Raw genomic sequence first — 23257 nt, forward strand, 5'->3', positions numbered from 1 at the left:
GCGCTACAGTCAGGGATATTGAGCAATCTCATGAAATCCGAGCAGAAAAGCTTAACCGCGCTCTTGCAAAAAGCCGTCGCTGAGGATTAAGCGCAGCCCCCTGACACAATCCTAAAACGAAACAGACATACAAGAGTAGCCGTGCAGTCATGTTTCTAAAACGTTTCGGGTAGACCCTATCCAAAATGGACTTTTGTGATTCGTTAAGGGAAAAACATATGCGTCCCTTGCGTGTGAACGGTTTAGAAGTGCGCTTGGCGCAGACGGCGCGTGAGGTTGATGCCTCACAAGGGCTTCGCTATCGCGTGTTTTATGAAGAGATGGGCGCAAAACCCAGCGCCTTTTTGGCGGCCTGCCGACGCGATGTCGATCGTTATGATGAGCGGTGTGACCACTTATTGGTGATCGACACGGAACGCGGCACCGCCAAAGATCCAAGTGTGGTTGGAAGCTATCGGCTGCTGAAAGGTGAAGTTGCCGAAACGCATGACGGGTTTTATTCACAAAATGAATTTGATCTCACCCAGTTGGTGCGGGGGCGCGAAGATATTCTTGAACTGGGGCGCTCATGTATCGACAGCGATTACCGATCGCGCGGCACCATCCAACTGTTGTGGCGGGGGCTTGCGCAGTACATTTTTGACCAGGGTGTGCGCTACCTGTTCGGCTGCGCATCGTTTCCGGGGACCGATCCCGATGAAGTGAAGCTGCCTTTGTCGTATCTGTACCATCACCATTTGGCGCCTACAAAAATCCGAACGCGGGCGCGTACCAAGCACAGTGTCGAAATGAACATGATGGACAAAGACACCATCGATGCGCGCCAGGCTTTTCGCGAGTTGCCCCCCTTGATCAAAGGCTATTTGCGCGTCGGCTGTGTCGTTGGGGATGGAGCCGTGATTGATCATCAGTTCAACACGATCATGACGAACATCGTTATCGACACACAAGCCATCACACGCAAGTACTTGGATCATTACACGCCCCAAGCGGACAGCTTTGCCCCGCACAATCCGGCAGAACCCGTGATGACCACTCCCGAGCCCTTAGCACCCTGTGTTTAAGTGCCGCAAAATGTCAGGTGAACGATTTCATCCGGCTTTGGCGGATTTTGAAGCGTCTTGAACGCGGCCTGATCATCGAAGGGTTTGGACAAGCAGTTCACAAGGTCTTCAAACAGGGTGAAGTCGCCGTCACGGGCTTTTTCGATCATCTCTTCAATGCGGTGGTTGCGTGGGATAAAGGCGGGGTTGGCTCGCATCATCGTCTGTCGAACTTCTTCGGGCGTCCGGCTTTCTTGGTGTAACCGGTCTTGCCAAGATTTAGCCCAGGCGTCGAAGGCCTCTACATTCTTGAACATGCCGCGCACAGCATCAGCGCCATCGGCTAGTCCGCGAAACAGCAAGGTAAAGTCCGCACCGCTTCGGGCCATTTCATGGAGCAACGTCCGCGCCAGTCGGGAATCTTCGGGCTGTATTTTCGCCAAGCCCAACTTCGCATTAAAGACCTGGGTCCAGTAGGCTTCGTGCACGTCTTCAAAGGTGTCCAAGGCGGCTTGCGCCATGTCTTGGGCTTTGGTTTCGTCATCGTGCAAAATCGGGATTAACGATGCGGCTAAGCGCGATAAGTTCCATTTGGCGATGGGCGCTTGGTTGGCGAACGCGTAACGCCCCATCTGATCGATGTAGCTAAAAACGGTTTTCGGGTGGTAGGCGTCCATGAACGCGCAGGGGCCGTAATCGATGGTTTCTCCACTGATCGACATGTTGTCGGTGTTCATGACCCCGTGGATAAACCCGATGCCCATCCATTGGGCGACCAGACGGGCTTGGCGGTCCAAGACGGATTCAAACAGGGCCAAGTAAGGCTGATCCGCCTCCCGGCAATTGGGATAAAAGCGGTCAATGGCGTAATCGGCCAATGTTTTGAGTGAAGTCAAATCGCCCTTGGCTGCAAAATATTCAAATGTGCCAACACGCACATGCCCCTGCGCCATGCGCACGATCAGGGCACCGGGCAGGACCTCTTCGCGCACCACGTCTTCGCCCGTGCTGAGCGCGGCCAAAGCCCGCGTGGTGGGAATGCCCAAAGCGGCCATGGCTTCGCTGAGAACGTATTCCCGCAAAACAGGACCCAGCCACGCGCGTCCGTCCCCGTTGCGTGAATAGGGTGTGCGCCCAGCACCTTTCAGGTGAATATCGAACAATTGTCCTGTGTCGTCCGCGACTTCGCCCAGCAACACCGCACGTCCATCGCCCAGTTGGGGGACAAAGTTGCCGAACTGGTGACCTGCATAGGCCATTGCCAACGGCGTCGCGGTTGCGGGGATGAGGTTACCGGACAACACGCTGACACCGGCGGGAGAGCACAAGAAGCCGTCATCAATGTTAAATGCGCGGGCAAGCCCGGTGTTGACTTTGATCAGTTGCGGTGCGCGCACGGGCGTTGGGTCAATCCGGCTGTAGAACGCATCTGGCAGTCGGGCGTAGCTGTTGTCGAACCGGGCGGGTTGGGTATCGTCATAGGGGGGGAGGAGGGGTGCTGTCATACCTTCATACTTAAGCGCGTCCGACGCGTGTTCAATACCGCCGGGGGAAAATAAAGCCCTTAAGGTCTCTGGGGGGACCGGGTTCAAAAAACGTTTGTCAGCTGGGCCGTTCCACTCATATGACGGACCCCCTTTCTTGGAACGGCATTATGGCACCCCAATCCAAAGTCTTCACAGAACGCCACCGGCTTTATTTGTTTGCAGCACTCGTTGCCATCATGGGGATGGTTTTGGCGCAGCTGACGCCGTATCTGTTTGGTGTTCGCAAGCTTGAAAACAGGACGCCGATCAAGGTTGGGGTGTTGCACTCCATGTCCGGCACCATGGCGGTTTCGGAAAAGGCGGTGGCGTTTGCGACTTTGTTTGCGGTGGATCAGCTCAATGAAAACGGCGATGTTCTGGGCCGCAAGGTCGAACCGATCTTGATTGACGGCTGGTCGGATTGGGATGTGTTTGCCGAAGAGGTCGAGAAACTCATCGACGATCAAAAGGTCTCCGCCCTGCGAGGCGAAGTTATTGGTGAGGCCTAGGTGCCGCTGGGCGGGCGGGATTTCTCGGCCATTGTGAACGACATCGTGACCAAGCGGCCGGATGTTATTTTCAACACCATCAACGGCGCGACCGGCTTCCTCAGCGCGCCGTTCGATATTGGCGTATTCATCGCTGGTCAATGTGCCATAAACCCGCTTGCGGGTTTTGTGAAACCGCTTCCAATACTGCTTACGATAAACGCGCATCTTCTCAGCACGATCAGGGGTGCTGTCCTGGGCGTGCTCTGCGTTTTCGTCTTCAGGGTTGGGTGAGGTTTCGTCTTTGCTCATGGCTCATTGATGTTCGGGTTCCAAGGGGGCACTCCCCTTGGCAAGTTAGGGATTTTCTGCCGGAAGTCATGGCTTTGTCCATGCTCTGTGCAGAATCCCAATCGTGCACGGTGCTCTTTGCTCTTCGATCAAAGCTCATCGCTGGCGCGATTTTGGGGCGTAATTGTTAGCGGTGAAGGATATGTCGCAAAAGTTTCCGGAGTTGGAAGCTGTATTTGTGGAATCCGGGGGTGACAACTTGTCCGCCACGTTCTCCCCCGAACTCGCCGACATTACGATCTATGTGATCGATGTTTGCGCAGGCGAAAAGATCCCGCGCAAAGGCGGCCCAGGCATCACCCGTTCGGATTTGCTGGTCATCAATAAAATCGAGCTGGCCCCGCTGGTCGGTGCAAACTTGGACGTTATGGACCGTGACGCCAAAAAAATGCGAAAAGACCGCCCCTTTGTTTTCGCCAACGTCGAAAAAGGCGACGGCGTGGATGAGATCATCGACTTCATCATCGAGACCGGCGGGTTAGAACAACGCGAAATCAAAACGAAAACGGCTGGCTAATCGCCTAGACCTTGAGGGCGCATAATCCCTTGGCGGCGGTTTAGACACCGCTGTTGGGATGTGCTCGGCTCAGTATAGATTAGCGCGGCACACCTATAAGTAGTTATATTAGCTGAATAGTGTTGACGCACGAATAAAGAGTACATATTGTCGGAAGCAACTTAACAGTGTTTTTATTGATTTTGTGCGTGCGGTGCTCTCCATGTCCAATTTCCGAATACTCATTTCGGGTTTTCTACTCCTTTTTGTGACGTCTTGCGGGCCAACAGCCAACGAGATTCGCGAAGAAATAGCCAAGAGAGATCAGAAAGCCAGTCTTGAAAGACTGGAGCGTGAACGCGAGTTCAAAATAATAATCGAGGAATTTAAGCGCGAAAGAGATGCAAAAGACAGACGTGTCGCAGAAGAAGAGCGTCGGCTAAATGCAGAGCTGGAGGCGCAGCGCCGTCGTGCACAAGAGCTGGAGGCTCAGCGGCGTAAAGAACTCGCCGCTCGTCTAGAAATCGAACGTCAAAAGCGTGAGGCAGAGGCCCGCGCAGCTGAGGATCTGCGCAAAGCACAAGAGCGCGCCAGCGTCGAAAGCACCTTAGTTCGTCAAAATACTGAAAACTTTCAAAACCTTAAAAAACTAATTATGGAGCTGGATTATAAATTGCTCGAATTGGGTTCTGAAATCGATGCCTTTCTTTCGCCGAACAGTGCGAAGAATGTCGAAGATGTCGGTGCCACCATTGTGCGGCTGAACAACGAAATCAACGTCTTGAAGCAAGAGATCATTGAAGGCAGCGCCCCTCCTGAGGAAAGCATGGAAAAAATCACCGCGATTACCGAACAAGCAAAAAAGGTTCAGGGGCAGCTTGGTGAAATTGAGCAGGAACAAAAGCGACAAGTCATCTCTTTGACACCGAAATCATATGGTAAGGGAGAAGATTGGGACGCCTTTAAAGAGTATGACCTGAAAAGCATCGCGCCTGAGATCTACAACTTTTACATCCTCAAGAGGAGAACCATTGAAGGCTTGGCAAAGGACGCAGCTCGACGATGATTTGGGGTTTGACAGAACACCGTAAGGCCTATGAAGAACTCAGCCAGGAGGCCCAACGGCTTGAGGCTGAGGTTGAGGAGCATAACGGCACACGTATGCGTCTAGAAGCCGAGATGAAAGAGGTAATCGGCAATGCCGACAGTCTGGGCCGAAAAGCGGCACAAGATATAATTCGGCGTCGGCCCGCGTTGACATCTCCTGAGCAACTTCAAATTCCCGTGGACAAGCATGGCTTTTCGCTTGGCATGGTGACCGGTATATTGGATCCGGCTATTGAAAGAGTTCAGTATTGGGACAGCTGGCGAAAACGCACACTTCTCGAATTTGAGAACATCGGAAACAAGGCGAATGAACTACTCCAAGGTAAGCCGTCAACATTGGATCTATTGGTTCGCAAGAAAAAATTGAAACGGCGCCTTGAAGCGTTACGCGAAGATTGCTCACATGAAAAAGCCGATCCGGAGCTTTCCGATTATCTTCAGGTCAAGGAACGCTTCGTCGAACAACAAACAGTCGATAACGATGGCTATGCATCAGGTTCGTTACTGAAATACATTTTGATTGCCAGCGGACTTTTTATCGTAGATAGCGTCGTCAATTTTTGGATATTGAAGGGCTACTTGGGAAAAACAGGGTTTGTCAGTTTCTTTTTTGCGGCCCTAATCGTGGTGTTCTTTGGCATTGCCGCGCATTTGGCGGGTGGCTTGTTAAAACATGGCGTGACAAGTACCAATGAGAACGCTGAAAACAATGCCCGTGTGTTTGAGAACGCAGTGTTGGGGCCATTCCGATTCAATCGGTTGTACCGCCCGTTTACCACGGCCAGCTTTTTTGTGATGTTTTTTTTAGGCTCGGGAATAGCCTTTTTGATTTTGCCCCGCTTGTCTGATTTGAACGGTTTGGTGAGCTCTATTTGGGACAGTTTGACCGGTTTGTTTCAAGATGCTGCAGAACAAACCGCACGTGTACGTGAGAATTTGAGCGGCGTCGCGGATAACGTAACGGCACCGTTAGAAATGACTGGCGCAGTCAATATAACGGGGTTTTCCGCACTGGATCCGGTGTTTTGGGCATTGCCTTTTGCGAATGTCTTGTTGATTGCTGTAGCCATCACAAACGCCTACCGCTATCACCCAAGCTTTCCAGAACTTAGTCAAACGGAAACGAAACTCGCTGAGCGTGAGGTGCGCTGGCAAAGTGCCTTGGCACAAGCCAAAGAGGACTATGAAACGGTAGATGCACAAATTAAAGAAAATGAGACGGTGCAACAAAATATTGAGCAGAACCTAAAGGGAATAGCTGCACGGGTTGAAGGGCAACGAAACGGATTAAATGATACGAGCCCTGCAGTTGTCTACAGCTGCGTAGCCCAATTTACCAACAAGGCGTGCATGATTTTTCACGACGCATTTGAACGTTTATTGTGCGCTGAACTTAAAATTCATGAACCAAAATATATCAAAGTCCCACGCAGTGGAGATGCCGATTTTGAGCGTGCTGACCCGAATCCAACATATCTAGGATCGAATGGCGACCTCTTGGACAAATTGGTAAGCCGGCCTCACACACGATTAAGCTTGCAAGTTCCGCTGGTCTCTGCAACCGCAATGGTTTGGGGCGGTCAAAAGAATGAAACGACATCTCAGGCAATCGATCCATATTTGAATCTCGGTAAAGAGGAGGGAGTATAATGCCGTTGTCTGCCATCCGTGCCGTTGCGTTTTTTCTATGTGCAATGACGATTTTACCCAATGTTCCTACGGCCTCCCCGCGGGCTGAACGGGAAGCTTCCGTGTTCATCGAAGAATGCGACCCTACGGTCACGCGTCAGACAATTGTCTTGATAGATTTGGCCAGTGTGGCACAAGCCCGCAAAGAATTTGAACGCGCGGTTCTGCAGCCGTCTGGCATACTTGGCCCCAACGGTTTGGTCGACGGTGAAGGCTATCACATTTTGGTGTTTGATAGTCGTTTCGACAATCCATCACGGTTCCAGTACCACATTCGTGGGTGCACCATTGGCCCAAAATCCAGGGCAGCTCCGGCCGGGAGAGATCCATTTGATTTAGCAGACGACAAGCGCCAGCTCGCAACACAGCAGTTATCGGCTTCTCTTCGAAATTTGGTGGAGCTTGCGGGGGTGCCATCTAGTGATGGATACTCACCGAAGTTGTCGACCTTGTTGAATGCCTTGTATGGCGTTACTGAATTGACGGACAATCGCGATACGATCTCCCGTCTATTTGTTTGCGCCAATTTGTACGCCCACGAGCAGGGGGCCAGTGGTCAACGCCAGGTGCCCGGTGCTGTGGTTAACCAGAAGTCCCGTATTACAATCAATGATTTGAACCTACAAAGGGTTGAAACTCACGCTTTCTGCGTCGACAACCAAACGCTTCCGCGTGATCAATCCAGCAGGGTTGCCGAGTTGTACCTGAAGTATTGGAAGGGTTTGTTATCTGGTGCGGGAGGCAAACTGGCGTCCTTTGGCATGGACCTTGGCTCTCCAGGCATGGCAGGGAATAGTGTTCCCGCAGGCCTGCCCGTTATCCTTCACGCCAAGGGCTATTTAGGCCCCGCCGGTGCGTTAGATGATAAGGGTATTGAGATTAAACTGGATCTGACCATGCGCAACAATGGCGGTAAGGAAATGATTGATTGGTTAACCGTCTTTCGCCCCGGCGGCACGATGAGTGCTCCTGTAAAAGGCATGATGACATGCGGCAGCCGAACATGTAGCTATCGCGGCGTCGTCGACGGTTTGGTTGAAGATCAAGCGGGTGGGCCAAAAAATGGTGACATTATTGAAATGGTTATTAGCCAGATCATCTATGGAGTTGTCTTAAAGCCGGGGGTGAACGGACCCCCCCATAAGCCGAAATATAGCTTCGTGGCTGTGGTGGATCGATAGTTATGGGTACATATCGGTATTTTTGGTTTTTTATCCCAGCAGTTGCGGCTGTGGTGATTTTGTTTGGTCTTCTCCCGCTTGTTTTTGTGAGCCAAGAAAAATTCGTCTTGCTTGCGGGTGTTGTCATGGTTGCAGAAATGTGCGCTTATTTTACGCACCTTTGGGTTTTGCACCACACCTTGAACAAGATCAATTGCTTTTGGTTCAAACCCTGTGTGGAGACTGGCTATTTAAACCCTGATGTTCTGCGCGCGCTTGGCTGGGTTGACAGTCCGCATTGTAAAGGGAGGAATAACCCTACAATAGGACATCACTTTGGCGATCCTGAAAGTCGCAAAGGGGCAGGCTCAGTACCAATGCAAATTTTTGGCTATGGCATTTTGACGTTCATTGTCCCTTGTTTATTTGTGATCATCACCAACGTACTTCCCTTAGAAGAAATTCGCCGTCTCTTGAATCCTGAGCATATTATAGGCCTCGGCAGCAGTCTGGAAGCCAGAGACTCAGGGGAGGTTGTTTGGAGCATCCCCAGAGGCTTGTTGGCGCAAATTGCCATGGGCAGTCTGATTGTATTGATCACGGCAGAGCTATCCACGCTCTTTTCCCTGCATTCGGAAACAGCCCCGATTGCTCGAGATTCGCTTATCATCACCATGGCGATGGATGTTTGCGCTGTCTTTTTTATATTGATTTTTGATGTTTTAGATTTGTTTCCGTCTGATGTTGGTAGCTCTGGGGATGGCAAGTATGCGTTATCCTTATTCCTTGTTGCGCTTTGGGCAACGGCATCACTTGTCAGTCTAACAACCCTTGTTTTTGCAAGGCGCATGGCGGACCAACTGCCGGATATGACGTACGAACTTTTGAAGATTGTCGGTGCTGGCCATGTGCGCCAAGTTCCGCTCTGCAGAGGCAATGCACGCGGCGAATGTGGGTGTTTCGACGGGCCGCAATAGTCGGAGTGTTCAAAAATGGCCGAACGTGAGTCTAATTCAACAACTCAACTGGCGAACAGTGAGATAAACGATTTCTTGCAGCTCCGTGATCGGCTGATGGCCGACATGAATGCGCGTGAGCGCAAGTCCAGCTTGGGATTGATTATTCTGTTTACAGTATTGATCGGTCAGCTGTTTTATTTCGGGACCTATTTCATCCGGGCAGATGAGAAAGCATCATCGAACTTTGACGAAATACGACGGGATGTGGCTGAGCTCCAGGAGATCTACCGGGATCAGCAGAAGCTCTTAGACAACATTGGTGAGGCGAACATCGGCTTGATACAAATGCCGCCTGCCGCAGAGCCGCAGGATAACGCAATCCTTGAGCGTCCCAAAGTTAATCCTGAAATGCCTGTTGACCTTGGAGCTTCGTCGCGCTCGCCCGATGAGACGCCAGTGCCCCCGGTGTTGGAAAAGCTTGAGCCCGCGTCTCTTCCCGACCTTTTTTCTTCGGGGTCACGCCAGAACGAGGGTCCGATTGGTGATCGCGCGCCCACTCAGCAATTGCCTGTCGAACAGGTATCAAAACCGGCACAACGGCCGCTGGGATGCAGTCAGGGTTTAATCTCAAGATTTACGAATACGGCCTTCGTAGAGAATTTACCCATAGGGATGGACAGGGCAGATATTTATGAGCGCTTATCAGCATTGTTGCAAAACTGTCGTTCGGTGCTCAGCCGTGAAGAACGCTCTGGGCTAGAGGCGAACCGAGCGCGGCTGCTGGAGTAGTTGGTACGCCTCCACCCAAGCCAATAGTCGTCAGCCTAAGCGCCAATTAATTTTTTCAGCATGCGATCAAACCGTGCCCCGGCGAGATGGACGCTGTCTAAAACATTGAGGTCTAACTCACCCTCCAATTCGATTTCATCGTCAAGACCGCCGTCATTGTCGCCGTAGCCCATGGTTTGCACTGTGCCACGCATGCGGTCCGACAAGAACGTTGCCAGGGCTTTGTAAAACCGTGCTGCAAAGCCGATGTCTTGGAGCAGTTTTTGATTAATCACATCCTGGGACAAAGCCAGCACAGTTGCATCCTCTTCGACGATGATGGACGCAGAGGGCGGGCGGGAGTCGATAAATGACATTTCCCCCACAATTTCGCCCGAACCGAGGTCCGCGACTTTACCAAGCCCTTTGATTGATGCGGACATTTTACCATCCAAGATGATGTACATGTCAGATAATGGTTTGCCCTGCGCAATCAAGACATCGCCCTGGGCTGCGCGCTTGCGGGTACCGTTTTGGGATAGCCAGTCAACGTCTTCATCGCTTAATTGGCCCAAAATATAGAGAACCTTTCTCATGGCGCACTCCTTAGGTTTTCATCAAATCAGTTGACGACGGGCCAGTTCGGCAAATGCTCCGTCGCGTTTCATGAGGTCAGCGTAAGTGCCGCTTTCAACAATGTGGCCTTGGTCAAACACATAAATACAATCGGCATTGATGACCGTGCTCAGCCGATGGGCTACGGCAATGCGGGTGACGGAAAGTCCGTCCAAACTGTCCGTCACAATCTTCTGGGTGTGATTGTCCAATGCGCTGGTGGCTTCATCGAACAGCAAAATTTTGGGTTTGGAAACCAACGCTTGTGCGATGAGCAGACGTTGGACTTGTCCGCCGGACAAGGTCGAGCTACCTTCTGTCAACATGGTGTGCATGCCCATGGGCATCTCGCGAATATCGTCTTCAAGCCCGGCCATGCGCGCGGCGTCCCATGCATCGTCTTCCGTTGCAGCTGAGGCACCGCGAATGTTTTCAAAGATGGATCCGGGCATCAGCTTTCCGTTTTGTAGAACCACACCAATTTGTCGGCGCAAAGCCTGCAAGTCCAGGGTCCGGACATCCTTACCATCATAAAACACGCCGCCCGTATTGGCTTTTTCAAACCCTAACAGCAATTTGATAAAAGTCGATTTTCCGCAACCTGACGTGCCGACAATGGCGACGGACTCGCCCGCATGAATATTCATTGATATGCCGTTCAGAACGCGGGGGCTGTCGGTGGCATAACGAAACCCAAGATTGTTAACTTCGATTTCACCGGAAATGGTTCCGGGGTGGTCCATGCTGTCGTCGACTTCAGGCAGGGCGTGCATGATAGGTTGGGCGCGTTTATACATAGGTGCGGCGTGGAAACACTGGACCACGGCCATGCTCATTTGGTAGCTGGCGGCTAAGAAGCTGGAAAAGGCTGCAACAAAGGCTAAGAACGCCCCCGTGGACAGGGGGTCTTGATCCGCGCGCATATTGACCAAGCCAATGACGCCGAATATGGCCGCCATGGCCAAAATTTCATAACCGGATTTAAAGACGCCAAATAGGTTGCCTATTTTCCGCGAAGTGATCATTCGGGCGCGCACATCACCAAAAGCTTTGCCCCACAAGTTGAAAGCCCGCGTTTCCGCACCCGCAAGGCGCAGTTTCGTGACGCCATTGATGATTTGGAGAACCATGCCATAAATCTTTCCACCGATTTTTTCGGCTTCAAAATTGGCTTTCAATTGGGCATAGCCAACCCAAACGGTTACGCCCATCAAAACAAGAAACAGGCCTGTTGCGAGCATTGCCGCTCGCGGCTCATAATAAAACAGCAGTGCGAAGGAAAAGATCGAAAACACGCCGCTGAGAATTCCGGATAAAACGATTCCGGTTATGGCGGCACGAATATTTTCCACCATCATGGTGCGCACAGCTAAATCACCTGCGGAATATTGTGCGAAAAAGCTGTTGGGCAAACGCAACAGCCGGTCCAAAATAGCGGCCTGCAATCCCCCAGACATGCGCCCTTCTATACGCAATAAGGCGATGTCCCCTGTTATTTTAAAGGCATATGTTGCAACGGCTGCGACAACGAGCGCTAAGCCAATTTGCATCAGTTGCCCGACTTCATGTCCAGGAACGACGGAATCGAACACCAAAGCGGTTGCAATCGGTGTTACCAATGCGATCAGTCCACCGACAGCCCCCATGATGAACACAGTGAGCAGGTCTGATCGGTTTTGAAAAATGCCAAATTTCAAGAGATCCATGATCGTCAATGAACGTTCCGGCAGGGGCGTGTAGAGCATATAGGCCATGGGCGCAATTGCGCGCGCAATCTCAGCGTCAAGTTCCGTAATCTTGTCCTCAACGGGATCGTGAATGCAATATGAAGCCCTGCGCCCACCTGTCTGTTTCAACAAAGCCACGGGGCGTTCATCGTTGCCGACAAAACCGACCAGTTGGCCTAAGTCCTGTTTCCACCATTCCCCACTGAGTGTGACTTGTCGCACGCGCAAGCGTGAAACGCGTGCGATGTCTTCGACGCTGATGCCTTGGTCGTCTGAGCGTCGACCCAGTCGGTCAAGTGATTTCAGAGAAACTCCAATGGCATCAGCAACCAGTCCACACGCCATAACGGTAGGGCTGCTTGACGTATACTTGTCGCGCCGCTGCCCTGCGTCATCGAGTACCGTAGCAAATCGGCCCAAGACCTTTGAGGTGTCGGCTTGCACGCGTTTGAACAAATCGGTCAAACGGCGCTTCTCGCGGTCTTTTGCATGGCGTAGGCTGTGGCTCAAACAGCCAACAGCAATCTCATGAAACTTTTGAATGTGGTTCCACCACATCGGTTGACACAGTAAAGCCGTGCTCGTCATACCATGGACAGTCGTCTCAGTATCACAGTGCAACCAAGACTGTGGTGTCAGGGGAACCCGGTCGCCATCATGTCCGGGGCCAATAGCAACGATGTCTTTGTAGCGTGCTGTGCCTTCGCTCAAGGTTGCCCAGACCACTCCGCGCCTAGAGGTCATACGCTCCCCAGGTTCGGCCGTGAGGGTTTCTCCCGCTGCAGCATATGTGTCGGCTGGGCCACGTTCGACGATATAGCGCGCCACTCCAGAACCCAGATCCCGAACCCAGGTTTCCACAAGGGGGGTGAGATCTTGCGCAGAGGGTTCATCCAATGGGGTGTTGGGGTCGTCAGGACAGGAGATACGGCTGATCTGAGATGTTTTTCCGCCGACGCCAATAAAACGCAGATGACTCCCCGGACCTTGGTCGAAGACAAGTGGAAACAAAATGCCACCAGCAGGCACATGGAACAAAAATGTCCGTGTTTCGGGTTGGTCGGTGTCGTCGCCGGAGACTGCAAAGACATCCACGCTGCCACCGTCAACACGCCACAGACAAGATTGGTCGTTCAGTTCAATGCTGGCGCCGCCTTCCAAGGAGCGGTGTTGGTGTTCGTCTGAGCCGGCTTGCCACCAGTTTGGCGCAGGGTGCGTCATGATCAACTCTCAATCAGGCGTTTGTAGACGCCATCTTCAGCGATCAAGGTTTCATGATTGCCCCTTTGAACAATTTTTCCACTTTCCATGACGATGATTTCATCACAGTCACGAATGGTGCTGAGCCGGTGTGCGATGACGATGCACGTACAGCCCCGTCGGCGAATGTTATCGACCACCATCTGTTCCGTGGTGGGATCCAAAGCACTTGTGGCTTCATCTAAGATCATCACGGCAGGATCCCCCACCAACGCACGGGCTATTTCGATGCGTTGGCGTTGGCCGCCACTAAAATTTCGCCCCATTTCTTCAACATTGTGATTATAGGCCTCGGGCCGTTCGTTCACATCGTTGTGGATCATGGCATCTTTTGCCGCTTGCACGATGCGCACCTCTGGCATGGTTTCATCCCACAGCGTGATGTTGTCGGAAATTGAGCCTTCAAAGAGGGCGATGTCTTGATCGACCATAGCAACAGATGTGCGCAACACATGGCGGTGAATGGCTCCAAGATGTTTGCCGTCCAGCTCAATAACGCCCGACCATGGCTCATACAGTCCGGCCAGTAATTTACCCACCGTGGATTTCCCACTTCCAGACCCCCCCACCAAAGCAACCCGCTGGCCGGGTTTTAGGCTCAAGCTAAAATCTTCGATCAAAGGGGGATTGGTCGGAATGAAGCCAAAGGTTAGGTTTTTAACGTCAATGGCGCCGGTGAGTTTTTCGCCGATTGTGACGTCGTCGGTTTCATCGGAAAATTCTTCGGCTTGGCTTTGGCGCAGGACATCGTCGATACGACCGAGATAACCTTGTGCTTCTTGAAATTGAGTACCCAACCCAACCAAGCTGTTTACAGGGGCGGAAAAATTGCTCAGCAGTGTTTGAAAGGCAATCAACATGCCAATTGTGATGGCGCCATCCATGACGCGCAACCCGCCAACCACCAAGACGGACGTGGTGGCAATCATACCCAGGAGAACCGGTACCCCCATCAATAAAATGCGAAAACGTGTGAGCTCTTGTTCGGCGTTGACAACTTTGCTGTGATAGCCGGCCCAACGGTTGAAAAAAAGCCCATCGGTTCCGCTGGCTTTAATGTTGTCGATCATCTGTAAGCCTTGCATGGCAATGCCGGTTAGCTTGCCCTGATCCAACAACAGGCGTTGGTGGGCGTCTTGTAATTTCCGAGACACCAACACAAAAGCCAACAGGTTCATCATGGCAAAGCCAATGCCGATGACGGTCAGCACTGCATCATACTGCACCATAATCAGTGCATAGATCACCATGGTCATCAAATTGAGAATTGCGACGGATAAGTCACCCGCAACCAGGTTGGCGACACGATCATTGAACTGAATGCGAGAGCCAATTTCGCCGCCATATCGTTGGGCAAAAAAGCCAATGGGCAACCGGAGCACATGCCAAAAAAATTGGCTGGATGACGTTAACGACATTTTGGTTTGCAAACGCAGAAGATAGTGTTGTTGAAACCAGGTTAAGCCCGCGCGCAAAATGGCAACACCGATCATGGCGACGATCAACGGGGTCAGCCAATCGCTGAGCCCTTCGATCAAGATGTAATCGATATACACACGGGTAAAGGCAGGCACTAAAAGTCCTGGAACCACAAGCCCAAGACTGATCACCACAATCAAAAGCATCGCCATGCGTGAACCGGCCAAGCGTTGACGCAGCCCCGCCGTCACGCTTGGGGGCTTTCCGCCGGGGACAAAATCGTCACTTGGTTCAAAAGCCAAAGCCACGCCAGTGAAGGCTTCGTCAAAATCCGCAAAGGCCACCTTGCGGGGGCCCGTAGCCGGGTCGTTGAGGAAAAAACCATCTTCGTCATAACCTTCAACAACAACAAAGTGATTGAAATTCCAAAAGACGACCATGGGAAAGGGAAGGTCTTTCAGGCCTTCCGGCTCTTTGCGAAATCCTTTGGCCTTTAAGCCATATGACTTGGCGGCTTTGACAATATTGCTGGCTTTTGTGCCATCGCGCGATATGCCGCAGTCGTAGCGAAGATTTTCCAAAGATACATATCGACCGTGGTAGCCTAATATCATCGCCAAGCATGCCGCACCGCACTCCACCACTTCCATTTGCAGCACAGTTGGTGTGCGAAAGCGCACGACATCTGATGCCTTTCCCATGATGCGGTTAAACAGGGGGGGGATCGCGTTCATACGGGGGTTAACTCACCTCTAGCTGATAGGGCCAAGCAATTGTTCCAATGCGGGGATCACGACGCTGATTAATCGCACCCGGCGCACGGTGACCTTGGCGTCGGCGAGCGTGCCGGGGTTCATTTGTACATTCGGGCCTTGGGATGATGACCACTTAAATCCGGATGGCGTATCGGGGTTGCGGTGCAATTCGACGGTAATTTCAAATGGCGCACCACCGCCGGATAAGGTTTCGACCAGCTTTTCATTTTTTAAAATGCGCGTCATGCCTTGGGATGTTGACGGAATTTCTGCGACACTTCTGACCTGACCTAGGATAAATCCATATTCTTCTTGTTTGACGGTGGAGGGCGAGATGTGCACATCCATGCCCGTTTTTATTTTTTTGCCATCCGTTGGGGCCACATACAGCACGGCGATCAGGTTGTTCGCTTCGTTTTGTGCTGATCCTGTCGCAACATTCGCGGACCGCGGTTGCGTGGGGAGAAGACTGAAAACGGAAACACCTGTGTCGACAATTTCTCCTGGGTTCAGCTTCAGCTCCACAATACGTCCGGTGTAGGGGCTGCGCAGGCGGGTGTTGCGTTCGTATTGGCCTTCTAAACTTTCCACCTCACGCCCCAGGACCAGGGACTTTAGGCGCAGATCCAGAATTTCGCGTTCCTTGGCAATGGCTAAGGTGCTTTCTTCGAGGTCGATTTCTTTCAGCGCGTTTTGTGATTTCGACAAATCTTCGCGGGCGGTGTTGATTTCAATTTTGGTGTCGATGACCTTTTGGGTTTGGATGTACCCTTTCTTTTGCAGCTTGCCTTCGTTGCGCGCTCGTTCTTCCAACCATTTTAAGCGGTCCGACAAAAAGCCAATGCTTTGTTGAACGTTGATGCGGCGTTGTTGCAAGACGGACAACTGGATGTCCATTTCGCGTTGATGAAAGGCTTGGACTTGTTCTAACTGCAACACCAATTCGGACAGCTCGGCCTTTTTCGAATTGAGTTGGTGTTCTAGGTCGGGCTGTTCGATGTGGGCAACCACATCCCCGGCCGTGACCTGTTCACCGGGACGGGCCTGGAAGGTTCTAATCCGGCCTTGGCTGGCCGACACGATGTCTAAAACACCCGATGGCGAAATTAAGATGCCTTGGCCGGCAACCTTGATCGGCACACTGCCAACAATACCCCACACAACACCAGAAATCACGAAACAGACAAAAACGACCGCTGCGAACCAGCCCATGGGCGAGGTTACGCGAATGGCTTGGTCCAAATTTTCCGGCGTCGAAAGACGATCAACCGCAGCTTGACGGAAAATTTGTTTGCCCATTCTTGTTTCTCCCCAAGGTCTCGCACAGCTGCATCTTTGTTGTTTATTTTGAGATGCTTGCACTATGGTGACAAAAGTTTGACCCGATTTATAGTTTTTTTTCCCAAATGAGCTCTCAGGGCGATTTTTTACTCTTGGGCCAGCGCCGATCAATGCTTAAATGAGTAGGGTTGACGCGAAGCTGTTAACCGTCACAGCCAGGACGTTGTCTCGACTATTGAGGATCCCATGGACCACCCGGTAAGCCGCCGGACATCCCGAAAGACAGTGATCGCTGCCGCCCCCATCGGCAATGGCGGTGTCAGCGAGTTTATGCGCGTCAACGGCCGGGCGATGGCTTTTAATGGCCGGGATGGAGGCTTTTTACCCACAGTTGATCCTGATTTTGCAGCCCTTCTCGACCTCATTGCGGATCACGGCGGGTGGGATGACGGGTTGTTAAATGGTGAGAAGCCGACACCTGAGCTGAAAACATTTATAGATCAATGGTTGGTTGCCGGCCCCAACAGCTTGTCGGGCGGGTTCGAGTCTTATCTGAACTTACAGCAGCTGATCGTTTTTCCCGCCACCAGCTGCAACATGGCGTGTTCATATTGCAGCAATGGCCGTGGGGCATACAGTGGCCGTGAAACCGCCGGGTTGATGACCGTCGAGACAGCTGAAAATTTTGGGCGCTGGCTTAAAGCCGGAGCCGACGGACATTTGGCAAAAGACACACAACTGATTTTGTTGGGTGGAGAGCCCACCTTGGCGGTAGACGCCTGTGTAGAATTGATCCGCACGCAACACTCCAACACATGTGGTGGGGGCACCCATCGCGTCAAGCTGACCACCAATGGTTTGGTGATTGAGGAACGGTTGTTAACGGCGCTGAGCGAAAATACAGCCTTGAGCCTTGTTGGGTTCAGCCTGGACGGGGACGCAGAACGTCATGATCGGTTCCGCCCAGACACCAAAGGTCAAAATACGTTTGCGCGTATTGTTGAAAACTTGGAACGTGTTCGGCGCAAAGGCTTGCGCACAACCGTGACTGCCGTGGTGCCATATCCGTTTGATTTTATCGGAGCGTTCAAGGAACTTGAAGCTCTGGGTTTTGAACGCATCGAATTGAAAGCCGCAACCGTGAACGCCCACAATGCTGAATTCGGTCTTCGGGTTTTGCCCGATGACTGGCTGGAGATTTGGCGTGAACAGTATCTGGCTTATAGCGATTTTTTGATCGACAATATTGCAAACGGACAAGACCCGGCCATGTCGGAACGCCGTCATATCGTGCACCAAACATTTCAGACTTATGGCGGGGATGGGTTGTCGTGTGATGCGGGGACCAAACAACTGGCTTTGGCGCCGGATGGGCGGGTGTATCCTTGTGATCGTTTCTTTGGCCGCGATGACTATGTCATGGGTGACTTTGCCCCCACTGACGATGCACCGAGGGGTGCAGGGTTGCACGAAGACAGCGTGCAACGCTATCACCACAGCGTCGCTGAGGAAGGGCAAATCGTGCATAGCCACCCCTTGTGCAAATCTTGTGTTGCCCGCGAAATGTGTCGGGGGGGGTGTTACGGACATAATCTCGATGCGCTCGGAAATATCAGCGCTGCCGAAGCCACACAGTGTGCCCAACGGCGCGATAAGTTGCGAATAGACCTCTATTACATTGCCCGGTTGGCCGAAGTTTCACCCACAGGCTTTCAAACGTTAGGGGGGCGCATTGGCTGATCCCTGTTTCCATATAGCGACCACCCATTGTTTCGGTGATCAGAACCATTTATTGGATATTCAGTTCGGTGATGACCGACTGGTGTTTGACGGGATGCGCCGGGGCCTTTATGCAGATCTGCCCGCAGATTTATGCGCCGTTCTCGATGGGCAAAAAACGGACCCGTCAAACCCTGAAATAGCGCGCTGGGTTGCGACTTTAAACGATTGGACTATTTCCCCCGCCCCAGAACAGCCCCTAACAACCAACGAAGAGCGCGGCCCACGTTTTTTCACTGTGTACCCTGCGGGTGCGTGCAATTTGGCTTGTGGATACTGTTATAACGACCGGGGCCGTTTTGGCGGTCACGGCGTGATGATGAGCGACGAAACCGCTGAACAATCCCTGGCCTATTTGAAAGATCATTTTTCCAAAACCAACTGGCCGCAAGTGCAAGTGACACTGTTGGGGGGCGAGCCCACGACCAATCCCAAAGTGGTGAATTTTTTGGCCCGTGAAGTGTTAGCCTTAAATACACAACCCAATATGCCGGTCATTGATTTGGTGATCGACAGCAATGGCGTGGCCTGGGATCAAACGGAGCTCTTTGAAATCTTACGGCCACATGCCAAACGTGTTTTGGTTGAATTGAGCCTTGACGGATTAGCGGAGCGACACGATGCCCAACGCCCCCGCACCAACGGGGGTGGTTCTCACGATCACGTCGTGGCGACGGCCAAACGGTTGCAAGACTTAGATATCAGCGTGCGCATCGTCGCCGTTGCGCCGCCTCCGTTTGAGTTTGTCACGATTGGTGAAGAGCTTCTGGCGCAAGGCTTCACAGATTTTCGCATCAATCAATTGGAAGCCTATCAATTCGGAACAGGGGAAGAAATTGAACGGGGCTTTCGCGATTGGGCCCAGCGCTATGAATCCTATGCGAAGTGGACGTTGAGGCACAAACAAGCGGGCTTGGATTTTTATTCGGACTTGGATCAAAGCCGCGATAAAATATTGCGCATGTTAAGTGCTCCGGTCTCGCCCTATGCCTGTAATGCGGGGCGAAAGTTGATCGGAATTTCTGCCGAAGGCCAGATTGCGCCGTGTGATCGTTTTTTTGATCTCGATGGCTATCATTTGGGTTCAGTCGCAGATCCAAACAAAACAAATTCAGCACATTGGCTGGAACAACTTGCCGACGATGGTCACCCCATGGACGGTGACGGGGATTGTTCGCGCTGTTTTGCGCGTTGGAAATGCCGTGGGGGTTGTTATGCGAAGCAAGTCCGGCGACCAGGTGGCTTAGGCGATATTGAACGCAAGGACTGCCCCTTTATCCGTCATCGATTTGCCGTTGATCTTTGGTATACAGCAAAGGTCAGCCTGATGGCGTCGTGATCAATTCAAAACGGGGATAAGCTTTAAATTGCTGCTGGGCCATTTCAATGGTTTCAGCACGTTTGGCCACATCGCTAGACAGGCGATTGATGTTGGGTTCAATGCCAATGCGCCACAAATCCAACCGATCGGAATCCCAACACAGTTGGATGGTGGGGTCGTCATGGCTGCGCGCCTTGGAATGATCGGCGCATGCGCGGGCCAACAGGTCCAGTTGCTTGGGGGTGCAGGTAAACCAGTCTCCGTTTTTGGTGCGTATAAAGTCGGCGGCACGTGATCCATGCTGGGGGTCCGCACCGTCCGTTGTGCGTTCAATGTCGTGAAGTATTGCAAATAGCCCGACAACGTCACGATCAACTGAACGTTTGGATCCCGTCTGATCGCATAAATATTGCCCAAGGGTATACACCCGCACCCAATGGGCAAGGCCATGAATACTGTCAAGCGGCAGGTGGAAATGTTGAGAGGCGATCTGAACGAGGCGTTCGACATCATAAACAGGTGTGCTCATATCAGCCCCCCAATCGCCAAGACCGCATCAAAACGATCGCGTTTGTCGCCCTCAGGTGTGACGGTCGTGACATCCTGACCGAGATCGACAGGGGACGGCACAATGATTTCCGGCACCAGTGGGAATAAGGCATGGCGTGCGTAGAAATCTTCTACAGATTTGTGCAGATGATCGAATGCGCGGCCTTGGTGCGCGGTGAAAACAAAATCGAGATACGCAGACATATGTCCATGATGGACGGCTTGGACGTAGGCCCAAATGATTTGACTGGCTTGGGCGGGCGGGAACAAGTGGCTCATATAGACATCAACAGCCTGCTGAAATTTATCAGATTGCTCGCGGACATCGCGGGCTGTTATGCGAAAGACTTTGAGAATGTCTGCGAAATCATGCGCGGCAAACAGGGAGCCTTTGGCCTGGATCACGGTTTGAGATTTTGCGCGGGATAACACGACCCCGTGCCCATCAGGATGGGCGGCGTCAATGGTGGCAAAGCCGGGGGTGAAAAATACCCCAGTGCCCAAGCCGAGCATCCGATCAAATGAATACGTGTTGGTATCTTTCAAACTGGTCAACTGACCACTTTGAAGAATGACGGGCAATGCGGCGGGTGGGCAACAATGGACCAGGGAAAATGAAAGCCGGTCATTGTCATGGTCAACGTTGGGCGCCAATTGTGACAGATATCTTTCCGCGTTGTTGTGCAATCGATCAGGCTGGGTGGCAAATGCATGCTGCATGCGCGAGATATCCATAAAAAAATAAGGCATATCATCTTGTATGATTTAATATGTGATGTTAGCCTAATTATCGTATTCAATCAGCCAAAGTATTTGTTATTCAATCAGTTTAATTTTGTACTATCCAATCAGCCAAAAAGCGGAGGGTTATATGGCCGACGATAAGAAAGATGAAGAACTGTCCGAAGACGATCTCGATAACGTGTCAGGTGGTCGTGGAGCAACTTTAGATCCCAAAAAAATTGGCGGCATTAAACCTGCCGGTGATCTTGGTTCAGCAAGTGCCGAAGAAACGGGTGGCGCACGTTGCGGCATGGCATTCCAGTGTGATGCTTAACGCAAAGCCTACGTTTCCCATAAGACCGTAAGAAAGGGGGCCTCGCGGCTCCCTTTTTTTATTCGGCGCTCTGTTTGATCGGCGAATTTAAGAGGGGCACATCCGCTAAAAAGTGCCGTAAAGACAGTTCTGGGTAATGTTTGTGAAGCACGGAACGGGCGTCATCAATCACTAAGCCTTCCCCACCATCGCGACGCAGCCGTTTTAAAAACAGCGGGGCGTAATGATTGGTGTTCAACGCATGCCCAGCCCCTTCACTGGTGACATTGTCGTATAGATTTTCCAGTTCGCGGAAACGTTGGTTGTTCAACGCATCATATTCAGGTGTGGTGAAGCTGTTGTGATCGATACGGTACAAAGAGATGTCTTTGATCCGTTGTGTTTTGAGCGTTTCAAGCGCTTCTTTGATTTTTGCATAGCCGTATCCTTTACCCAAATAGGCCAGTTCTTCATCGACCGTATTTTCCACACCGATGTAAACGTAGTCCACGGCGTGGGTGTAGGTCCCTTTGTCATAATTGAAAAAGCGCTCAATTTGATCTCTTGTGGCTTTGTTGATCATACGTATGCCCGTTTGAAACGCGCACACGCGCAAGCCTGTTTGATGAATGATCTCCGCCATGCGGCTGACACCTTCAATATCGCTGAACAAATCATCGTCGATGAAGGTGACGTTTTTCGCACCTGGCGGGATGTCGCCATCGTAGGCTTCATGTAAACGCTGCATCACGGATTGAAAAAAGCTCTGCATTGTTTTGTCGCTTGGAACGCGAACCGCCCCATGGAACGGTGCGGAACAAAACGAACAATAATTGCGACACCCGCGGGTGAGATAAATACACAGTCCCGTTTTCAGGTCTTCGGCGCTAAGCGATTGAAGGTCGAACGGCACATGATCTTGCGTATATTGATTGATGACCGTCATGCGCTCAGAGCGCATCACATTTTCCCCAAAGACCAAAGTCCCGGGAAGGCTGCGAACATCTAGGTCGTCCAAAGCATCGCGCCCCCGCGTGCCCAAACGCCGGGCCAGCTCGGGCAGGATGTCTTCGCCCTCACCACGCACAAAGATGTCGGCCCCTTCCATGGCCGCTGCGGCCTGTTCAGGGATGAGTGTTGGCGCGACACCGCCAATGGCGACCGCACAATTGGGTAAGACCTGACGAATGGTTTTGATGACGGTGTTCATTTCCAATTCGGAACGGGCAAATAACGTGATGGCAATCAAGTTAGGCGTGTGCGGCAAGGCGGTGATTTGGTCTTTTAAGTCTTGAGGTGAGCCGTCGCGCAAGCGCCAATCCAAGATGTCAAACGGCACATTTGCTTCACGCATGGCCCCTGCCAAATACTGCGTTGCACTGGAATACGCCCAAGGCGCACCGCTGCGGACATAGTGATTTCGAAACAACAGCACACGCGCTGGTTTATCTTCGTGCTGAACCTGAGGCAAAGAAGACGGCGAAGCAGGGCAAAGCGGTGTGCTCTTATCCCAAGCCTGGAATAGTTTGAGCTGTGCCACGAAACGACTGGTCGGGGTTGGGCTGTCCGGGTCAGGGAGTGTGATGGTGATTGTCCCATCGGGCTGGATACGAACGTCATAATCCGCACCGGGTTGCACAGAAATGTCGACATCCGTAAGGCCTGGGTATCGCAATTGCAAAACGGCGGCCACAACACGGGCTTGGCGCAGTGCAGCAATGCGGCCATTGGTCCAATCTAGGCTGACGTGCATCTTAGAAGAAAAGCCGATGGGGTCTTTGACATACAACACCGGACCGATTGTAGATGGGAAATCAAAGATCAGCTTTTGTCCACTGACTTCTTCCCAAGCGGTGGCGTGGGCAAGCTCGTCATTTGCCAATGGAATGTAGAGATGATCCATACAAGTTGCTCTTGCAAAAGCTTCG

General features: G+C 52.0%; 19 protein-coding genes and 1 pseudogene. 12 read left to right on the forward strand and 8 right to left on the reverse strand.

Annotation, left to right across the window (positions count from 1 at the left end; all coding sequences use genetic code 11):
- Positions 1–218: 218 nt before the first annotated feature.
- Positions 219–1064: a GNAT family N-acetyltransferase gene (locus V5T82_RS16775; RefSeq protein ID WP_332896824.1), complete on the forward strand. Its 846-nt coding sequence runs from the start codon at positions 219–221 to the stop codon at positions 1062–1064.
- On the opposite strand, the gene V5T82_RS16780 is transcribed toward V5T82_RS16775, so the two are convergent.
- On the reverse strand, positions 1061–2548 hold the full coding sequence (locus V5T82_RS16780) for a protein adenylyltransferase SelO (protein WP_332896825.1): 1488 nt from the start codon (positions 2546–2548) through the stop codon (positions 1061–1063). The two genes, V5T82_RS16775 and V5T82_RS16780, sit on opposite strands and share 4 nt — an antisense overlap.
- A gap of 149 nt (positions 2549–2697) precedes the next feature.
- Between V5T82_RS16780 and V5T82_RS16785 the strand changes: the two genes are divergently transcribed.
- From V5T82_RS16785 to V5T82_RS16820, 8 genes and pseudogenes are all read left to right on the forward strand, one after another.
- Positions 2698–3078: a transporter substrate-binding protein gene (locus V5T82_RS16785; RefSeq protein ID WP_332896826.1), complete on the forward strand. Its 381-nt coding sequence runs from the start codon at positions 2698–2700 to the stop codon at positions 3076–3078.
- A 33-nt stretch (positions 3079–3111) separates the two neighbouring features.
- Positions 3112–3351 (forward strand): hypothetical protein, encoded by a 240-nt coding sequence (locus V5T82_RS16790; RefSeq protein WP_332896827.1) that lies wholly within the window; start codon positions 3112–3114, stop codon positions 3349–3351.
- A 181-nt stretch (positions 3352–3532) separates the two neighbouring features.
- Positions 3533–3925, forward strand: a pseudogene (locus V5T82_RS16795) (GTP-binding protein); the annotation flags it as partial.
- Positions 3926–4127: 202 nt separating this feature from the next.
- Complete coding sequence (locus V5T82_RS16800) at positions 4128–4970, forward strand: hypothetical protein (protein ID WP_332896828.1); 843 nt, start codon at positions 4128–4130, stop codon at positions 4968–4970.
- Positions 4967–6661, forward strand: a complete 1695-nt coding sequence (locus V5T82_RS16805) for a hypothetical protein (protein ID WP_332896829.1) — start codon at positions 4967–4969, stop codon at positions 6659–6661. The genes V5T82_RS16800 and V5T82_RS16805 overlap by 4 nt, the downstream gene beginning before the upstream one ends.
- Entirely contained in the window at positions 6661–7881 is a 1221-nt protein-coding gene (locus V5T82_RS16810; RefSeq protein ID WP_332896830.1) for a hypothetical protein, read from the forward strand. Before V5T82_RS16805 ends, V5T82_RS16810 begins: the two co-directional genes overlap by 1 nt.
- Positions 7882–7883: 2 nt before the next feature.
- Positions 7884–8837, forward strand: a complete 954-nt coding sequence (locus V5T82_RS16815) for a hypothetical protein (RefSeq protein ID WP_332896831.1) — start codon at positions 7884–7886, stop codon at positions 8835–8837.
- Between the two features lie 15 nt (positions 8838–8852).
- Positions 8853–9608, forward strand: a complete 756-nt coding sequence (locus V5T82_RS16820) for a hypothetical protein (protein ID WP_332896832.1) — start codon at positions 8853–8855, stop codon at positions 9606–9608.
- 35 nt (positions 9609–9643) lie between these two features.
- Here V5T82_RS16820 and V5T82_RS16825 read toward each other — a convergent pair whose 3' ends face one another.
- Genes V5T82_RS16825 through V5T82_RS16840 form a run of 4 tightly spaced genes read right to left on the reverse strand, consistent with a single transcriptional unit; the run spans position 9644 to position 16662 of the window.
- Positions 9644–10183, reverse strand: coding sequence for a cyclic nucleotide-binding domain-containing protein (locus V5T82_RS16825; RefSeq protein ID WP_332896833.1), 540 nt, complete (start codon positions 10181–10183; stop codon positions 9644–9646).
- 21 nt (positions 10184–10204) lie between these two features.
- A complete protein-coding gene (locus tag V5T82_RS16830) occupies positions 10205–13150 on the reverse strand; it encodes an NHLP bacteriocin export ABC transporter permease/ATPase subunit (protein ID WP_332896834.1) in 2946 nt (981 codons plus the stop codon).
- 2 nt (positions 13151–13152) lie between these two features.
- Positions 13153–15342: an NHLP family bacteriocin export ABC transporter peptidase/permease/ATPase subunit gene (locus V5T82_RS16835; protein WP_332896835.1), complete on the reverse strand. Its 2190-nt coding sequence runs from the start codon at positions 15340–15342 to the stop codon at positions 13153–13155.
- An 18-nt stretch (positions 15343–15360) separates the two neighbouring features.
- Positions 15361–16662 carry an NHLP bacteriocin system secretion protein gene (locus V5T82_RS16840; protein WP_332896836.1) on the reverse strand — a complete coding sequence of 434 codons (1302 nt, stop codon included), beginning with the start codon at positions 16660–16662 and terminating at the stop codon, positions 15361–15363.
- 228 nt (positions 16663–16890) lie between these two features.
- Here V5T82_RS16840 and V5T82_RS16845 point away from each other — a divergent pair, with 228 nt between their 5' ends.
- Together V5T82_RS16845 and V5T82_RS16850 are read left to right on the forward strand one after the other, a co-directional pair.
- Entirely contained in the window at positions 16891–18384 is a 1494-nt protein-coding gene (locus tag V5T82_RS16845) for a radical SAM/SPASM domain-containing protein (protein ID WP_332896837.1), read from the forward strand.
- A 52-nt stretch (positions 18385–18436) separates the two neighbouring features.
- Positions 18437–19762: a radical SAM/SPASM domain-containing protein gene (locus V5T82_RS16850; protein ID WP_332896838.1), complete on the forward strand. Its 1326-nt coding sequence runs from the start codon at positions 18437–18439 to the stop codon at positions 19760–19762.
- On the opposite strand, the gene V5T82_RS16855 is transcribed toward V5T82_RS16850, so the two are convergent.
- Complete coding sequence (locus tag V5T82_RS16855; RefSeq protein ID WP_332896839.1) at positions 19743–20273, reverse strand: HD domain-containing protein; 531 nt, start codon at positions 20271–20273, stop codon at positions 19743–19745. The two genes, V5T82_RS16850 and V5T82_RS16855, sit on opposite strands and share 20 nt — an antisense overlap.
- Positions 20270–21013: a hypothetical protein gene (locus V5T82_RS16860; protein ID WP_332896840.1), complete on the reverse strand. Its 744-nt coding sequence runs from the start codon at positions 21011–21013 to the stop codon at positions 20270–20272. The genes V5T82_RS16855 and V5T82_RS16860 overlap by 4 nt, the downstream gene beginning before the upstream one ends.
- 151 nt (positions 21014–21164) lie before the next feature.
- On the opposite strand from V5T82_RS16860, the gene V5T82_RS16865 reads away from it, so the two are divergent.
- On the forward strand, positions 21165–21350 hold the full coding sequence (locus V5T82_RS16865; RefSeq protein ID WP_332896841.1) for a bacteriocin: 186 nt from the start codon (positions 21165–21167) through the stop codon (positions 21348–21350).
- 58 nt (positions 21351–21408) lie between these two features.
- On the opposite strand, the gene V5T82_RS16870 is transcribed toward V5T82_RS16865, so the two are convergent.
- On the reverse strand, positions 21409–23232 hold the full coding sequence (locus V5T82_RS16870; RefSeq protein WP_332896842.1) for a B12-binding domain-containing radical SAM protein: 1824 nt from the start codon (positions 23230–23232) through the stop codon (positions 21409–21411).
- Positions 23233–23257 lie beyond the last annotated feature (25 nt).

Source organism: Magnetovibrio sp. PR-2 (assembly GCF_036689815.1).
GTDB lineage: Bacteria > Pseudomonadota > Alphaproteobacteria > Rhodospirillales > Magnetovibrionaceae > Magnetovibrio.

Excerpts from the sequence above, each read along its gene's own strand:
- V5T82_RS16775 (WP_332896824.1), top strand. The coding sequence starts at position 219 with ATGCGTCCCTTGCGTGTGAACGGTTTAGAAGTGCGCTTGGCGCAGACG.
- V5T82_RS16780 (WP_332896825.1), bottom strand. The coding sequence starts at position 2,548 with ATGACAGCACCCCTCCTCCCCCCCTATGACGATACCCAACCCGCCCGG.
- V5T82_RS16785 (WP_332896826.1), top strand. The coding sequence starts at position 2,698 with ATGGCACCCCAATCCAAAGTCTTCACAGAACGCCACCGGCTTTATTTG.
- V5T82_RS16800 (WP_332896828.1), top strand. The coding sequence starts at position 4,128 with ATGTCCAATTTCCGAATACTCATTTCGGGTTTTCTACTCCTTTTTGTG.
- V5T82_RS16805 (WP_332896829.1), top strand. The coding sequence starts at position 4,967 with ATGATTTGGGGTTTGACAGAACACCGTAAGGCCTATGAAGAACTCAGC.
- V5T82_RS16810 (WP_332896830.1), top strand. The coding sequence starts at position 6,661 with ATGCCGTTGTCTGCCATCCGTGCCGTTGCGTTTTTTCTATGTGCAATG.
- V5T82_RS16815 (WP_332896831.1), top strand. The coding sequence starts at position 7,884 with ATGGGTACATATCGGTATTTTTGGTTTTTTATCCCAGCAGTTGCGGCT.
- V5T82_RS16820 (WP_332896832.1), top strand. The coding sequence starts at position 8,853 with ATGGCCGAACGTGAGTCTAATTCAACAACTCAACTGGCGAACAGTGAG.
- V5T82_RS16825 (WP_332896833.1), bottom strand. The coding sequence starts at position 10,183 with ATGAGAAAGGTTCTCTATATTTTGGGCCAATTAAGCGATGAAGACGTT.
- V5T82_RS16830 (WP_332896834.1), bottom strand. The coding sequence starts at position 13,150 with ATGACGCACCCTGCGCCAAACTGGTGGCAAGCCGGCTCAGACGAACAC.
- V5T82_RS16835 (WP_332896835.1), bottom strand. The coding sequence starts at position 15,342 with ATGAACGCGATCCCCCCCCTGTTTAACCGCATCATGGGAAAGGCATCA.
- V5T82_RS16840 (WP_332896836.1), bottom strand. The coding sequence starts at position 16,662 with ATGGGCAAACAAATTTTCCGTCAAGCTGCGGTTGATCGTCTTTCGACG.
- V5T82_RS16845 (WP_332896837.1), top strand. The coding sequence starts at position 16,891 with ATGGACCACCCGGTAAGCCGCCGGACATCCCGAAAGACAGTGATCGCT.
- V5T82_RS16855 (WP_332896839.1), bottom strand. The coding sequence starts at position 20,273 with ATGAGCACACCTGTTTATGATGTCGAACGCCTCGTTCAGATCGCCTCT.
- V5T82_RS16860 (WP_332896840.1), bottom strand. The coding sequence starts at position 21,013 with ATGCAGCATGCATTTGCCACCCAGCCTGATCGATTGCACAACAACGCG.
- V5T82_RS16865 (WP_332896841.1), top strand. The coding sequence starts at position 21,165 with ATGGCCGACGATAAGAAAGATGAAGAACTGTCCGAAGACGATCTCGAT.
- V5T82_RS16870 (WP_332896842.1), bottom strand. The coding sequence starts at position 23,232 with ATGGATCATCTCTACATTCCATTGGCAAATGACGAGCTTGCCCACGCC.